This window comes from Armatimonadota bacterium, from assembly GCA_031081675.1.
Classification (GTDB): domain Bacteria; phylum Sysuimicrobiota; class Sysuimicrobiia; order Sysuimicrobiales; family Kaftiobacteriaceae; genus Calidihabitans; species Calidihabitans tengchongensis.
This window is the reverse complement of sequence record JAVHLZ010000016.1, coordinates 13,862-28,300: the sequence shown is the minus strand read 5'-3', so window position 1 is coordinate 28,300 and position 14,439 is coordinate 13,862. Positions and strand designations below refer to the sequence as shown.

Genomic DNA, 14,439 nt, shown 5'->3' with positions numbered 1-14,439 from the left:
TCACCCAGTGTTCGCGGTGACGCGCACGGGAAGGGCCTTCCACCCCGAGAAGCCGGCGTCCTGGGGGTCTCCCTCCACCACGGGCTCGGGTCGGGGTGCCTCCGTCGGGGGCTGCCGCAGGGTGGACGCCGCCGCCACGACGGTAAATCCGGCCCGGCGGAGAAGAGCGGCGAGGTCGGACCGGGACAGGAACCGGGCCACGGAGTAAAAGGGGTGCCCGGCCGCTCCGCGCCTCCGGTAGTAGTCGCCCCAGGGGCTGTCGGCGAACACCATCCCCAGAACCAGCGCGCCGTCCGGCCGCAGGACCCGTCGAGCCTCCCGCAGCACTTCCACAGGCTTCTCCACAAAGCAGAGGGTCACGACGGCCAGCACGGCCCCGAAGGTGGCCGCCGGGAAGGGAAGGCGCTCGCCGACCGCTCGCACGACGCGGATGCCGCGACGGCGGGCGCGCCGCAGCGGCCTCCGCGCCGGGTCCACCCCTACCTCGACACCCAGCGCACGGGCAAACCGACCACTGCCCACGCCTATCTCCAGCCAGGGGCGCGGCTGGCCCTCCAGCAGCCTCCGCAGGACCTCCACCTCCAGGGGAAAGACGACCCGGCCCACCGGACCGTCGTACCAGGCGTCATAGCGCTCGGCCAGCTCGTCAAACACCGCGGCCCCGGCGCCCCGCGTCGCCAGAACATCCCCCGCGTCCCTGCCGGCGCGGACCCCGCGGAGACCGTGCCCCATGCGCCTTCACCGAGACCCGGGCCGGGTGTCCGGCTCGGGAGCAGGGGCCACAACAGCCTCCCCTGCCCGCACGGTCACGTCCACGGGAATTCCCCGGCGCACGCTGGCCGTGACGATGCAGAAGTCTTCAAACAGCTCCCGGCAGCGCTCCACCGCCGCCCGCCAGGCGGCGGGCACCGATGAAAGGTCCAGCGCGGCCCGAATGCCGGCGATCCTCCAGCGGCCGCTCTCGGTGCGCCGGATCTCGACGTCCACGGTGGTCTCCACGCGCGGGTCGGGGACCCGCGCCCGGCGCAGGCAGTACAGCAGGCTGCTGGACAGGCAGTGGCCCACCGCGGTGGCCAGCATCCGGGCGGGGTTGGGACCGGCTCCGCCTCCCAGGGGAGGAGGTTCGTCGACCACCACGCCCTGGGCGGGACTGTCGTACTCCGCCCGAAATCTGTATCCGTCTTCCTGCCGCAGGCGGACGGTCGCGCGCATGAGCTCGCTCACGGCTGCTGCCTCCCCGCGGGGGCGAGCCCGTTGCTCGCCCCCGCGATGCTCACCCACGTCTACGTCTGCTTCCTGGCCGTCCCGCAGGTCTGGACCCCCAGCGCCACGTACAGCGGGCAGCGGCCGGCCAGGCCCGTGATGAGGCCGATGGCTGCGATGAGGTACAGGACGTAGGTCCACCCGGCCGCCATCTGGCCGCGCGTGACCAGCGCCCAGATCAGGGCCGCGATGCCGATCAGGACCCGCAGCACCCGGTCGGTGGTGCCCACACAGCCGCGCATGGCGTCACCTCCTCCCTCCCCCGACGTCACTGCTCCACCGCCACCGCGATCTTCCGCGGGGCCGGCTCCCGGCTCTTGGGCAGGACGATCTCCAGCACGCCCATCTTCAGGGACGCCTTCACCCGATCGGCGTCGACCTCCACGGGCAGTTCGATGGTGCGGGCAAACCTGCCGGCCGGACGCTCGCAGCACAGGTAGGCGTCTTCGCGTACGTCGTCGGCCTTCCGGGACGCCCTGACGGACAGCAGGCGCCCCTCGTCCACCGTCACCTCCACGTCCTCGGGCCGCACCCCGGGCAGGTCCACCCGGGCCACCAGGGAGTCCCCCGCGTCATAGAGGTCCACCGCGGGCACGAGAGCTTCGGCCTCGGGAGTGGACCTGCGGCCGGTCCGCCCGACACCCCACAGCCGCTCCACCTCGCGCCGAAGCTCCTCCAGCTCCCTCCAGGGGTCCCACAGGCGCTCCCCGCGCCGGATCCTCAGCAGCGCCATGGCCATCACCTCCCCACCGGGCTTATACCATACCCCCTATGGTATGTCAAGGGGCAGGGGGGCTCAGAGGACCAGGGTGCCCGCGGCCGATCCCGCCCCCGCAGGTGCGGGACCGCCGGCGGCAGCTCGCTGACGACCTGGGTGAAGGGTCCGCCCCTCCGGCGGGCGAGAGCCCGCCGTCCCCGTGCGGCTCGTCGTGCCGCGCCTGTCAGTCGCGCAGGAACAACCGCGCCACGTACGGCAGGATGCCCCCGTGCCGGAAGTACTCCACCTCCACGGGGATGTCCAGCCGGGCCACCACCTCGAAGGCGACCTCCCCCCCGTCGGCGCGCCGGGCCCGCACCGGCAGCGTCTGGCCCGGCCGCACCCCGGCCAGACCGGTGATGTCGTACAGCTCCGTCCCGTCCAGCCCCAGGGTCTGGGCGGACTGGCCGGGCAGGAACTGCAGGGGCAGAATACCCATGCCGATCAGGTTGCTGCGGTGGATGCGCTCGTAGCTTTCGGCCAGGACCGCGCGCACGCCCAGCAGCGCCGGACCCTTGGCGGCCCAGTCCCGCGAACTCCCGGCGCCGTACTCCCGGCCGGCCAGGACCAGCAGGGGGACACCCTCGTTCCGGTACCGCTGGGCAGCCTCGTACACCGTCATCAGCTCGCCGGAGGGGATGTGGGTGGTCCACCCCCCTTCCCTCCCGCCGGCCAGGCGATTGCGCAGGCGGACGTTGGCGAACGTGCCGCGGACCAGCACCTCGTGGTTGCCTCTCCGGGCGCCGTAGGTGTTGAAATCCGCCGGCTGTACGCCGTGCTCGATCAGGTACCGCCCCGCGGGGCTGTCGGGAGGGATGCTCCCGGCCGGCGAGATGTGGTCGGTGGTGATGGAGTCGCCCACCCACACCAGCACCCGCGCCCCGACGATGTCGGCCAGCGGGCCCGGCTGCGGAGTCAGGCCATCGAAGAACGGGGGCCGGCGCACGTAGGTGGACTCGGGGTCCCACCGGTACCGGTCCCCCCCGCCGGTTAGAAGGGACCGCCAGGTGTCGTCTCCGGCGTAGACATCCCGGTAGCGGTCCGCAAAGAGGTCGGGGGTCACCGCCCGGGCGATGACCTCCGCCACCTCCTCCCGGGTAGGCCAGATCTCCCGCAGGTACACCGGCCGGCCGTCCCGACCGATGCCGAGGGGATCGGCCAGCAGGTCGACCTCCACGGTCCCGGCCAGCGCAAACGCCACCACCAGGGGCGGCGAGGCCAGGTAGCTGGCGCGCACCAGGGGGTGAATGCGGCCGTCGAAATTCCGGTTCCCGCTGAGCACGGCCACCGCCACCAGGTCGTGCTCCTGGATGGCCTGAGCCACCGGCGGAGGCAGCGGCCCGCTGTTGCCGATGCACGTGGTGCACCCGTAGCCCACCAGGTGGAACCCCAGGGCCTCCAGCGCCGGCAGCAGCCCGGCCCGCTCCAGGTACGCCGTCACCACCCTCGACCCCGGCGCCAGGCTGGTCTTGACGGCCGGGTGGCGGCGCAGGCCCCGCTGGACGGCGTTGCGGGCCAGCAGTCCGGCCGTCACCATGACCTCCGGATTGCTGGTGTTGGTGCAGCTGGTGATGGCGGCGATCACCACCGAGCCGTGGGTGAGGTCGACCTCCTCGCCCTCGACGCGGACCCGGACCACCGGGGGCCGCTCGGCCACCGCCGTGGCCCCGCCTCCCCGCGGGGCCGGGGCCATCCGGTCGGCGAACGCCGTGCGGAAGGCCCGGCCCAGGTCCGACAGCGGCACCCGGTCCTGCGGGCGGCGGGGGCCGGCCACGCTGGGCTGCACCGTCCCGAGGTCGAGCTCCACCACCTGGTCAAAGACCGGCTCCGGCGCCGCCGGGGTGCGGAACAGCCTCTGGGCCCGCGCGTAGGCCTCCACCAGCGCCACCTGAGGGTCAGGCCGGCCCGTCAGCCGCAGGTAGGCCAGGGTCTCGCCGTCGACGGGGAACAGGGCGGCGGTGGCGCCATACTCGGGAGCCATGTTGGCGACGGTGGCCCGGTCCGGAAGGGCCAGAGCGTCCAGCCCGGGGCCGAAGAACTCCACGAACTTGCCCACCACGCCCACGGCCCGCAGCAGCTGGGTGACCGTGAGGACCAGGTCGGTGGCCGTCGCGCCCTCCGGCAGCCGGCCGGTCAGGCGGACGCCGACCACCTCGGGCATCGGCAGGTACAGAGGCTGGCCCAGCAGCACGGCCTCCGCCTCGATGCCCCCCACCCCCCACCCCAGCACGCCCAGCCCGTTGACCATGGTGGTGTGCGAGTCGGTGCCCACCACCGTATCGGGATAGGCCACGGCGGCGCCGGCCTCCTCCTCGGTCCACACCACCTGCGCCAGGTACTCCAGGTTGACCTGGTGCACGATGCCTGTGCCCGGCGGCACCACCCGCAAGTTCTCAAACGCCTGCTGCGCCCACCGCAGGAGCTGGTAGCGCTCCCGGTTCCGCTGGTACTCGTACCGGACGTTGGCCGCAAACGCCTGGGGCGTCCCGAAGACATCCACCTGCACCGAGTGGTCGATCACCAGGTGGGCGGGGACCACCGGGGTGACCCGCCGGGGGTCTCCTCCGAGTTCCGCCAGGGCATCCCGCATGGCGGCCAGGTCCACCACCACCGGCACCCCGGTGAAGTCCTGCATCAGGACCCGGGCCGGCAGGAAGGGAACCTCCCGGCGATCGGACACCGCCGGCTGCCAGGCCGCCAGGGCGCGGACGTCGTCCTCGGAAAACGGCGGCCTGCCGCAGTGGCGCAGCACGTTCTCCAGCAGGATCTTGACCGTCATCGGCAGCCTGTCCAGCGGGAGGGCCAGATCTGCGGCCAGGGCCTCCAGGGGGGCGTACGTCCACGTCCGATCATCCACGGTCAGCTGCGCCCGGGCGGCGCGCAGGTCAGCACCCACGGTCATCCTCCTGGGTGACAGCCATAGGGCCGTCGAGTGTCACGCTCTACCAGTATACAGCGCAGCCCGCGCAGCATGTGCGGGGGTGCGAGGCGAGTGTCGTCCCCCTCGTCCCGCAGAGCAGCGGAGTCACCGGGGAGAACTGGCTGCTGCCCGCAGGACGGAAGGCAGGTCCCGTCCCGCGGAGTCCTTGGGAACCCACGCGTCCACGCCCACGGCGCGGGCGGCCCGCGGGTACTCCTCCCACGCGTCGGGCACCAGGGCCACCACCACCATCCCCGGCCGCAGCCGTTTGGCGACCAGGCAGGCGGGGGGACCGCCGGGGCCGAACAGCCAGGGGTCCACCACCAGCACGTCGGGGGACACATCCCGCACCAGGCGCAGCGTCTCTTCCATCGTGGCGGCGCAGCCCACCACTTCCACGTCGGGAAGGGACCGCAGGACGGCGGCAAGGGCGTCCCGGGTCACCTTCTGGGCGTCGGCCACCAGGACCCGCAGCGGACGCGTACCGGCATCCATCACCGGAAACCGTACCAGATCGCCTCGGCGGGTGGGCATCGGCCGCCGGACCGATTCCGACCGCCCGGCCGGCGCCACCGGGGGAGGCAAAATCCGGCGCCCGCCCGATGGGCGCCGCCGGCGGCGCAGCCCATGATGGGGATGCGTGCCGGCGGCGGAGGGCGACCAGACCGTCGACGCCGGAACGGTCGGATCTCCCTTCCCGGTGCTGTCCCGGAAGGCGCCGTGCGCACCGCCCTCCCCGCCGGCCACGCGCCTTCCCGCCCGCCAGCGACTGCGGTGCGCCCCGGATCTCGACCCCGTCCTCTCTCCGACCGACAGGCCCTGGGGACTCCTCCGGCCGGGTATACGTCCGGGGGGATCCTTGTGCCCGAACGAGGCGCGCCGATGAAATGCAGCTGGCTGGCCGGGGCAGCTGAACGTCTACGTGGGCGACACCGCCGGCAACACCCTGACGACCGTCGATCCCCGCAGCGGAACGCCCGTCCAGACCCTGTCCGTCCGCGACCCGTATAATTTATCCTTCACGCCCGACGGGACCAAGGCCGCCACGGCATCTCGCTGGTGGACACCCGGCGCCTGGCGGAGGTGGCCTGTCTGCCGACCGGGCGGGGCGCCCACGGCCTGCACGTCAGCCGCGACACGCGGTGGCTGTACGTCAGCAACCGCCTGGAGGGGACGATCTCCGTGGTCGGCCTCGCCGCGCGCCGGGTGGTCGCCACCTGGCGGGTGGGGGGCAGCCCCGACATGATGCAGGTGTCCCCCGACGGGCGGGAGCTGTGGGTCAGCAACCGCTTTGACCGCACCGTGTCGGTGGTCTCCACGGCCGACGGCCGTGTGCTGGCCCGGGTCTCCGTCGGCGTGGGGCCGCACGGCCTCGCCTGCGTGCCGCAACCCGGCCGGTACAGCCTGGACCACAACGGCGCCTACCGGTAAGTCAGGCTGGCCCGCCCTCCCGCCGACGGCGCGGAGCCGAGGCGGCGATCGGAAGGAACGCCCTAGCGGATCTGCCCCCGGATCTCCCCGCCCGGATTCGCCCGGGTGTGGACGTTGACGTAGGCGGTGCCCTGGGCCAGGGCGGTGAGCAGCGCGCTCATGGGCTGGCCCGCCAGAGGTCCCATGAAGCTGGCCGCCGTGAACGTCCCCTCCCCCAGCACCCCGTTGGTGACGCCCGGAATCAGCCGCGGCGGCGGCGCCGCCGGGTACAGCCAGACCACCACCGGCCCGTTCTGGCCGGGCGGGGCGATGTGGATGTGGGCCATCATCACGTCGGTGGTCTCGAACACGCTGAGCCGGTAACGCACCGCGGCGCCTCCCGGCTGGACCTCGAACAGCGCCACCCCGTATCCGGGCGAGCTGTTCGGCGGCACCTGCTCGCTGCCGCTGAGCAGGGCGCTGAAGTGGGCGCGCGGCGCCTGGGCCGGAGCCGGGCCTGCCAGCACTCCGACCAGGGCCACCAGCACCATCACACGGGCGGCTGTCGTCATCGCGTCCTCCCCCCGCAGGATCCCGGCCCCCGGCCGGGTCGGTGAGTACCGCAAACTCGGGATAACGGTGACGGCCTCCTGTCACGAACCGGTAACGACATCTCAGAGGACGGCCGTCACCTTGCGCAGACCCCGCGGCCGGTCGGGGTCCAGCCCCCGCCGCCGGGCCACGTGATAGGCCAGCAGCTGCAGGGGGAGGATGTACACGTGCGGGGTGAGCGCCTCCTCGCTCACCGGGGGCAGCGCCACGGCCTGCGTGCCTTCCGCCAGCAGGGCCGCCTCCGAGGACAGGACCACCGTCCGGGCGCGCCGCGCCCGCAGGCGCCGCAGGACGCCCCGCAGGTGCGCGGCCACCCGCCCCGGAGGCGCGATCACCAGCACGGGAAAGCCGCGCCTCACCACCGCGATGGGACCGTGCAGGAGATCGGCCGAGGACAGCGCCTCGGCCACCACCCGGGCGCCCTCCTTGAGCTTGAGGGCCGCCTCCAGGGCGGTGGCGAAGTTGTACCCTCGGGAGGTGACGATGCACTCCCCCGCCCGCGCCAGGTGGTGGGCCACCTCCTCCACCGCCGGCTCGGTCCCCAGGGAGCGGGCCGCCAGGTCCGGCAGCTCCCCGTGGGCCCGGAGCAGGACGCGGTCGGCGGCGGCGTGGGCGACCAGCAGGCTCAGGCACATGAGCTGGGCCGTGTAGGTCTTGGTGGCGGCGACGCTGCGCTCCGGCCCCGCCTGCAGGCCCACCACTTCGTGGGCGGCGCGCGCCAGGGGTGAGCGGGTGTCGTTGGTCAGCGCCACCGTCAGCGCTCCTGCGGAGCGGGCCGCCCGGACGAACTCCACCACGTCCACAGACCGGCCGGACTGGGACAGACCCACCACCAGCGCTCCCCGCACCCGCAGGCGCCGCCCGTACAGCGTCACCACCGACGGTGCCGCCAGGGACACCGGAATCCCCAACCGGGTCTCGATGAGGTACCGCCCGTAGAGAGCGGCGTTGTCGGAGGTGCCGCGGGCGGCCAGAATCACCAGGGGTGGAGGACGCCGCCGCAGGCGCGCGCCCAGGGCCGCGAGGGTCCCCCCTTCCCGCCGGGCGAGGCGGGCGAACACGTCGGGCTGCTCGCGGATCTCCCGGAGCATCCAGCCGCCCGGAGGTCGCCGCGCCGTCATCCCACGATCCGCTCGCCGCCCACCCAGACCGCCCGCACCCGCAGGCCGGCGTCGAACAGGACCAGGTCGGCGATCCCGCCCACCGCGATCCGCCCCAGGTCGGGCCGGCCCAGAATCCGCGCGGGGGTGGACGACGCCATGGCGATGACGTCCCGCAGGGGAAAGCCCAGGGCCACCATGTTGCGCACCGCCTGGTCCAGAGCCAGCACGCTGCCGGCGATGGTGCCATCCGCCAGGCGCGGCACGTCGGTCACCCGGACGCGGCGGCTTCCCAGGCGGGCCCTCCCGCCCCGCAGGCCGGCCGCCGCCACCGCGTCCGTCACCAGGACCGTCCGCCGGGGCCCCTTGAGCCGCGCCGCCAGGCGCAGCACCGCCGGGTGGACGTGCACGAAGTCGGCGATGAGGCTGACCGCCACCTCCTCGTGCTCCAGCGCGGCGACGACGATGCCCGGGTCCCGGTGGTGGACCGCCCGCATGCCGTTGAAGAGGTGCGTGACCAGACTCACGCCCGCCGCGAACGCCTCCCGGGCCTGATCGTAGGTGGCCCCGGTATGCCCGGCGGCCACGGCCACCCCGCGCTCCCGCAGCAGGCCGATCAGCGCCCCGGCGCCGGGCAGCTCCGGCGCCAGGGTGACCAGGCGTACCAGGCCGGGATGGCGGTCCAGCAGGGCGGCCAGCTGGCCGCGGTCCGGGGGGCGGAGGTACCGCGCGGGGTGCGCGCCCCGGTACTGAGGGTTGAGGTACGGCCCTTCCAGGTGGAGGCCGCCCACCCGGGGACCGCCGGACAGCCGGCTCCACCGCTCCCAGCGGTCCAGGGCCGCCGCCAGCGCGGCAGGGGGAGAGGTGATCAGCGTGGGCAGGAACGTGGTGACCCCGCAGGAGGCCAGATAGCGCCGCGCCCGGTCCACGTCGGCGGGCCGCCGGCAGGTCAGGAAGTCGGCCCCGGCGGCGCCGTTGACCTGCAGGTCGATCAGGCCCGGAGCCAGGATCCCATCCGGCGCCGCCACGTCCGCCCGGCCCGACGATCCCCGGCGGACCGCGGCGATCCGGCCGTGGCGGACCTCCACGGTGCCGGGGGTCAGGTCTCCCGAGGGAGTGACGACCCGGCCGGCGGAGATGACCTGGACCGGCGGAGTCTGCATGCGGGCTACAGCAGGGGCACGCGCCTGCGGTACCGCTCCAGGAGGGCGGCGTTGCGCTCCTGCCCGCCCTCCACGTTGGCGCTGACCCACACCGGCAGGGCGACACCCGACGCGGCGGCCAGTTCGCCCAGCCGGACCAGCAGCAGGTTCCACAGGAAGACCCCTGCCAGCGTGGACAGAGGCATGGTGGGCGTTCCGGTGCCCGGGTCGAGGGCCGCGTCCCCGTACGGGACGAGGGTGTCCAGGAGATGGTCAACCACATCGCCCAGGCGGCAGGGATGGCGGGCGGGGGCCCGGCCCATGTGCTCCCGGGACACCACCCCCACCGTGGGGGTCCCCGCGGCACGGAACTCTTCGGCCATCTCCACGGGCACGGGGTTGATGCCCGAGTGGGAGAAGATCACCGCCAGGTCGGCCGGCGTCGGGCCGACCCGCCGCACCAGCGTCCGACCCAACCCCGCCGTCCGCTCCAGCTGGGTGCTGGCCGCAGCCCCCTCCAGGGGCAGGAGGGCCGGGTGGTACACCGGGTACACGCACGCCAGCCCTCCGGCCCGGTAAAACCCTTCCAGGACCAGGGCCACCGAATGCCCCGTGCCGCCGAGAAAGATCAGCCCATCCGCCCGCACCACCTGAAGCATCGCCCGGGCCACCTGCTCCACCGCGTCCCGGTTGGTCTCTTCCACGCGGGCCAGGTGACCCCGCATCCGCGAGCCGGCGGGCGGGGACGCTACAGCCATCCCTGTTCCCGCAGCCGCCGGGCCAGTGTCTCCTTCAGCCCGGCGCTGTCCAGGAAGTTGCGGACCTCGATGACCACCGGAGCCGCCCCCGCCAGCTCGGCCACGTGCAACCCCTGAGCCAGAATGACGTCGGCACCCATGCCGCGGGCGGACGACAGGTCGGCGTGCTCCACCCGGGCGGGGATGCCCAGCTCGGCGAGGGCCTTCTCGGCGGTCATCTTCAGGATCAGGCTGCTGCCCATGCCGACCCCGCACACGGTCAGGACCTTCAGCGGACGGTCACGGGTCACGCGCACCTGTCACGACCCCGCAAACGGCGCCAGGACCAGGCGCAGCACCCAGATGAGGATGTACCAGTCCGGGTCGCCCAGAGTCGCCAGTTCGGGCGCGGTGTGGGACAGCAACCCCCAGGCGGTGGCCTGGCCGATGGCCAGGAACAGCCCGTTGATCACCCCGCCCAGCACCGCACCCCTCCACCCTCCGAAGGCGTTGCCGAACACGCCGGCGCCTCCTCCGGGGAAGAACAGCATGATCATGGGCGGCACCAGCGTGAACCACCCCAGGGCGCCGAAGACACCCATCAGGATCAGGAACACCACCGTCCCCGACAGGAAGCCGATCAGGACCGCCGTGGGAGCCATGGGAAAGACCGTGGGCACGTCCAGGGCCGGCTTGCTGCCCGGGATGATCCGGTCGCTGATGCCCTTGAACGCCGGCACGATCTCGGCCAGGAACATGCGCACGCCGAACAGCAGGATGGCGATGCCGGCTGCGAACCGCAGGCCCACCACGATCCCCCACACCCAGGGATCAATGGTCTGGCTGAACTTGCGCGCCTGCTCGAGCACCAGCGCCTTGTCGGCAAAGGCAATCCCCAGCAGCATGATGGCCCCGATGACGATGCCGTTGGCGGCGTTGATGTCCTTGAACACCGACAGCCTCCCGGGCAGCTGCACCCGCTCGGTGTCGTGTGTCTCCCGGCTGCCCACGTAGCGGCCCAGCCACGCCGCCAGGAAGCACCCGGCCGAACTGGTGTGGCCGAACCCCCAGTCGTCGGACCCGATCACCTGGCGCATGTACCGGGCGATGTACATGGGCTGCACCGACCAGTACAAGGCCACGATGACGCTGCCCCACAGCACCAGGGCCGTGGCACTGATGCCGGGAAACGCCTCAATCAGCACCGCGGCCACCACCACGCTGATCCAGAACATCAGGTGGCCGGTGAGGTACACGTAGCGAAAGGCGGGGACAAGCCGCACCAGCACCACGTGGATGAGGAAGCCGATGGCGATGATCAGGGCCACCGACCCGCCGCGCTCCTGGAGAAAATCCCCCAGGGTCTTGGCCGCCTGGGGAGGCCGCAGGCCGAAGGCGCTGGACAGGATGGTCTGAAAGGACACCAGGCCGCCGACGAAGACGTCAATGCCCACAAAGAGGATGAGGACGCCGATGGTGGCGCGCAGAGCTCCCGCCACCACCTCTTCGGTGCGCCGCCGTTGCAGGGCGTAGCCCACCAGGGCAATCAGCCCGATGAGGATCGCGACCTGGTTGAAGAGGTTGTTCGCGATCCACGTCAGCAGCTGGGATAACCACTGCATGCGATCGCCCCCTTCGGTGTGGTCTGCCTGCCTCACCTCGCCCGCCCGGTGATTCGACGGCGGCGGCACCCTCCCCTGGGGTATGGCCGCCCGCGCGCGCCGGGAGCCGCCCGCGACTCCCGGGAGTCCTGATCGGGCTACCGCACGAATCCGAACGGCGGCGGGGGCGTCACCGAGGCCACCCGGATGCGGGCGTCCACCACCGCGGCGCCGTGGGGGTGGACGATGATGGGGTTGCAGTCCAGCTCCACCACCTGGGGCAGGTCCTCCACCAGGGCCGCCACCCGCAGGATGGCGTCCTCCAGGGCCGCCACGTCCATCGGCGGGCGGCCCCGGAACCCCCGCAGCACGGGAGCGATCTTCAGTTCCTCGATCATGCTGCGGGCGTCGTCCCGCCCCAGAGGGGTCAGGCGCACCGAGACGTCCCGCAGGACCTCGACCATGACGCCGCCGGCCCCGCAGGCCACCACCGGGCCGAAGTGGAGGTCGGAGACCACGCCCACCAGCATCTCCACGCCTTCCGGCACCATCTCCTGGACCACGAACCCCTCCACCCGGTGTCCGGCGGCGGCCAGCGCCCGCGTCATCTCCTCGGCCGCGCGCCGCACCGCCTCCGCGCCCTCCAGGCGCAGGCGCACGCCTCCCAGGTCGGTCTTGTGGACCACGCCCGGCGCCACCGCCTTCAGGGCGACGGGACAGCCCAGCTCCTCCGCCGCCGCGGCGGCGTCGGCGGGGCTGGCCACGACCCGCTGGCGGGCGAGGGGCAGCCCGTAGGCAGCCAGCACCGCCTCCACCTCCCGGGGGGTCAGCCACCCCTCCCCCCGCCCCAGCGCCTGCGCCACCACCGCCGCCGCCTCGTCGCGCCGCAGGCCCTCCAGCTCCACCGGCGCGGCCGGGGGCCGGCCGCGCCACTCGCCGTAGCGGGCCACCCGGGCGAGGGCGATGGCGGCGCTTTCGGGAAAGGCGTACGACGGCAGGCCGACGTCGGGGCGGCGCAGGATCTCGGGCACCCCCCGCGACGACATGAACACGGTCAGCAGCGTCGTCCGCCCGTTGATCTCCCGGGCGGCGGCCACGATGGCCTCGGCCACGTCCTCGGCGCGGGTCACCAGGGGCGGGATGAAGATCACGATCACCGCATCAACCTGGGGATCGTCGGCCACGATGCGGATCGCCTGCCGGTACTGATCGGGGGTGGCCGAGGCGATCAAATCCACGGGGTTGGCGGTGCTGGCTTCGGGAGGCAGGATCTCCCGCAGGCGCGATTGGGTCCGCTCCTCCAGCACCGGCACCACCAGGCCCTCGGCCTCGCAGGCGTCGGCGCACAGGATGCCCGGCCCGCCGGCGTTGGTGACGATCGCCACCCGCCGCCCCCGGGGCGGAGGCTGGGTGGCGAGCAGCGCTGCCACGTCAAACATCTCCTCGAGGGTGTCGGTCCGGATGACCCCCGCCTGTCGGAACAGCGCGTCCACGGTGATATCCGAGGCTGCCAGCAGCGCCCCCGTGTGGGAGGAGGTGGCGCGGGCCCCGGCCGGGGAGCGTCCGCTCTTGACCACCACGATGGGCTTGGAGCGCCCCACCCGGCGGGCGATGCGCGAGAACTTGCGGGGGTTGCCAAAGGACTCCAGGTACATGAGGATGACCGTCGTCCGCGGGTCGGCCTCCCAGTACTCCAGCAGGTCGTTGCCGGAGATGTCGGCCTTGTTGCCGATGCTGACGAAACCCGACATCCCCAGCCCCAGGGACGCCGCGTAGTCGATCACGGCCAGCCCCAGGGCCCCGCTCTGGGAGTAGAACCCGATCTTCCCCGGCGGGGGCATCACCGGGGAGAAGGTCGCGTTGAGGGGGCACTCCGGGTCGGTGCTGAGGATCCCCATGCAGTTGGGTCCCACCAGGCGCATGCCGGCCGCCCGGCAGATCTCCACCAACTGGCGCTGCCTCTGCCGCCCCTCCTCCCCGATCTCGGCGAAGCCGGCCGAGATCACCACCAGGGCCCGCACCCCTTTGCGGGCGCACTGCCGGGCCACCTCCAGGACGTGCTCCGCCGGGACGGTGATCACCGCCAGGTCCACGGGGCCGGGAATCAGTTCCACCGAGCGGTACGCCGGCACCGACTGCACCACCGCCGCGGCCGGGTTCACCGGATAGACGGGTCCGGGGAAACCGCTGGTGAGCAGGTTGTGAAACACCTCCCCGCTGATGGTCCCCCGCTGGCGGGAGGCCCCGATGACGGCGATGGAGCGGGGCCGGAAGAACCAGCGCACCGCGTTGATGGCGGCGATGCGGTCGCGCTCCCGGAACCGCTCCAGGGCCTCCGGCGACAGCTGGGTGGGGAACGTGACCACCAGCTCTCCCGTCCCGGCCCGGACCTCGATGGGGAAGCCCGAGTCCCGGAAGACGGCGATCATCTGGTGGTTGGCCGGCAGTACGTAGGCCTCGAAGACCTGGACGCCGCTGGCGGCCGCCGCCTCCGCCAGTTCGGCCAGCAGGATCGTCCCCACCCCGCGGCCCTGATAGTCGTCGGCCACCACGAACGCCACCTCGGCCCGGTCGCCGTCCACCAGCGCGTACACGCCGTGGCCGATGATGCGCTCGGGCGAGCCCGTGGTGGCCACCAGGCCCACGCGCCGCACCCCGTCGGCGGCGGCCTCGCGCCGGGCGGCCTCGGCCAGGAAGTCGTCGGAGACGTCGGCGAAGAACCGCTGGGCGCGCGAGGCCGGGCTGAGCCCCCGGAAGAACTGCAGCAGGGGCACGGCGTCATCGCTGCGGACGGGGCGTACCCGGACCGTGGTCCCGTCCCGCAGAACCACGTCCACCGCCCGGCGGGCGGTGGGCTGGGAGGGGAGGGGGTCCGAGGCCATCGCGTGCTGGCCGGG

The 14,439-nt window shown here is 73.1% G+C and carries 14 protein-coding genes; 1 reads left to right on the top strand and 13 read right to left on the bottom strand.

Annotated elements, in window-relative coordinates:
- The 6 genes from RB150_07440 to RB150_07415 form a co-directional block, all read right to left on the bottom strand.
- Nucleotides 1-732, bottom strand: coding sequence for a methyltransferase domain-containing protein (locus RB150_07440; protein MDQ7820367.1), 732 nt, complete (start codon nt 730-732; stop codon nt 1-3).
- A 6-nt stretch (nt 733-738) separates the two neighbouring features.
- The gene (locus RB150_07435; protein MDQ7820366.1) at nt 739-1,224 is read right to left on the bottom strand and encodes an OsmC family protein; all 486 of its coding nucleotides are present in this window, start codon (nt 1,222-1,224) and stop codon (nt 739-741) included.
- Between the two features lie 59 nt (nt 1,225-1,283).
- Complete coding sequence (locus RB150_07430; GenBank protein ID MDQ7820365.1) at nt 1,284-1,505, bottom strand: DUF2892 domain-containing protein; 222 nt, start codon at nt 1,503-1,505, stop codon at nt 1,284-1,286.
- A 26-nt stretch (nt 1,506-1,531) separates the two neighbouring features.
- On the bottom strand, nt 1,532-1,996 hold the full coding sequence (locus tag RB150_07425) for an Hsp20/alpha crystallin family protein (protein MDQ7820364.1): 465 nt from the start codon (nt 1,994-1,996) through the stop codon (nt 1,532-1,534).
- Between the two features lie 208 nt (nt 1,997-2,204).
- A complete protein-coding gene (gene acnA / locus RB150_07420; GenBank protein ID MDQ7820363.1) occupies nt 2,205-4,922 on the bottom strand; it encodes an aconitate hydratase AcnA in 2,718 nt (905 codons plus the stop codon).
- A gap of 123 nt (nt 4,923-5,045) precedes the next feature.
- A complete protein-coding gene (locus tag RB150_07415; GenBank protein MDQ7820362.1) occupies nt 5,046-5,474 on the bottom strand; it encodes a hypothetical protein in 429 nt (142 codons plus the stop codon).
- 480 nt (nt 5,475-5,954) lie between these two features.
- Here RB150_07415 and RB150_07410 point away from each other — a divergent pair, with 480 nt between their 5' ends.
- Nucleotides 5,955-6,371, top strand: coding sequence for a cytochrome D1 domain-containing protein (locus RB150_07410; protein ID MDQ7820361.1), 417 nt, complete (start codon nt 5,955-5,957; stop codon nt 6,369-6,371).
- A gap of 62 nt (nt 6,372-6,433) precedes the next feature.
- On the opposite strand, the gene RB150_07405 is transcribed toward RB150_07410, so the two are convergent.
- The 7 genes from RB150_07405 to RB150_07375 form a co-directional block, all read right to left on the bottom strand.
- Complete coding sequence (locus RB150_07405) at nt 6,434-6,922, bottom strand: CHRD domain-containing protein (protein ID MDQ7820360.1); 489 nt, start codon at nt 6,920-6,922, stop codon at nt 6,434-6,436.
- Between the two features lie 102 nt (nt 6,923-7,024).
- Complete coding sequence (locus RB150_07400) at nt 7,025-8,083, bottom strand: SIS domain-containing protein (protein MDQ7820359.1); 1,059 nt, start codon at nt 8,081-8,083, stop codon at nt 7,025-7,027.
- Nucleotides 8,080-9,225, bottom strand: a complete 1,146-nt coding sequence (gene nagA, locus RB150_07395) for an N-acetylglucosamine-6-phosphate deacetylase (protein MDQ7820358.1) — start codon at nt 9,223-9,225, stop codon at nt 8,080-8,082. Before nagA ends, RB150_07400 begins: the two co-directional genes overlap by 4 nt.
- 5 nt (nt 9,226-9,230) lie before the next feature.
- The gene (locus RB150_07390) at nt 9,231-9,962 is read right to left on the bottom strand and encodes an SIS domain-containing protein (GenBank protein ID MDQ7820357.1); all 732 of its coding nucleotides are present in this window, start codon (nt 9,960-9,962) and stop codon (nt 9,231-9,233) included.
- On the bottom strand, nt 9,953-10,258 hold the full coding sequence (locus RB150_07385) for a PTS sugar transporter subunit IIB (GenBank protein ID MDQ7820356.1): 306 nt from the start codon (nt 10,256-10,258) through the stop codon (nt 9,953-9,955). Before RB150_07385 ends, RB150_07390 begins: the two co-directional genes overlap by 10 nt.
- Nucleotides 10,259-10,261: 3 nt before the next feature.
- The gene (locus RB150_07380) at nt 10,262-11,563 is read right to left on the bottom strand and encodes a PTS ascorbate transporter subunit IIC (protein ID MDQ7820355.1); all 1,302 of its coding nucleotides are present in this window, start codon (nt 11,561-11,563) and stop codon (nt 10,262-10,264) included.
- Nucleotides 11,564-11,700: 137 nt separating this feature from the next.
- Nucleotides 11,701-14,424 (bottom strand): GNAT family N-acetyltransferase, encoded by a 2,724-nt coding sequence (locus RB150_07375; protein MDQ7820354.1) that lies wholly within the window; start codon nt 14,422-14,424, stop codon nt 11,701-11,703.
- Nucleotides 14,425-14,439 lie beyond the last annotated feature (15 nt).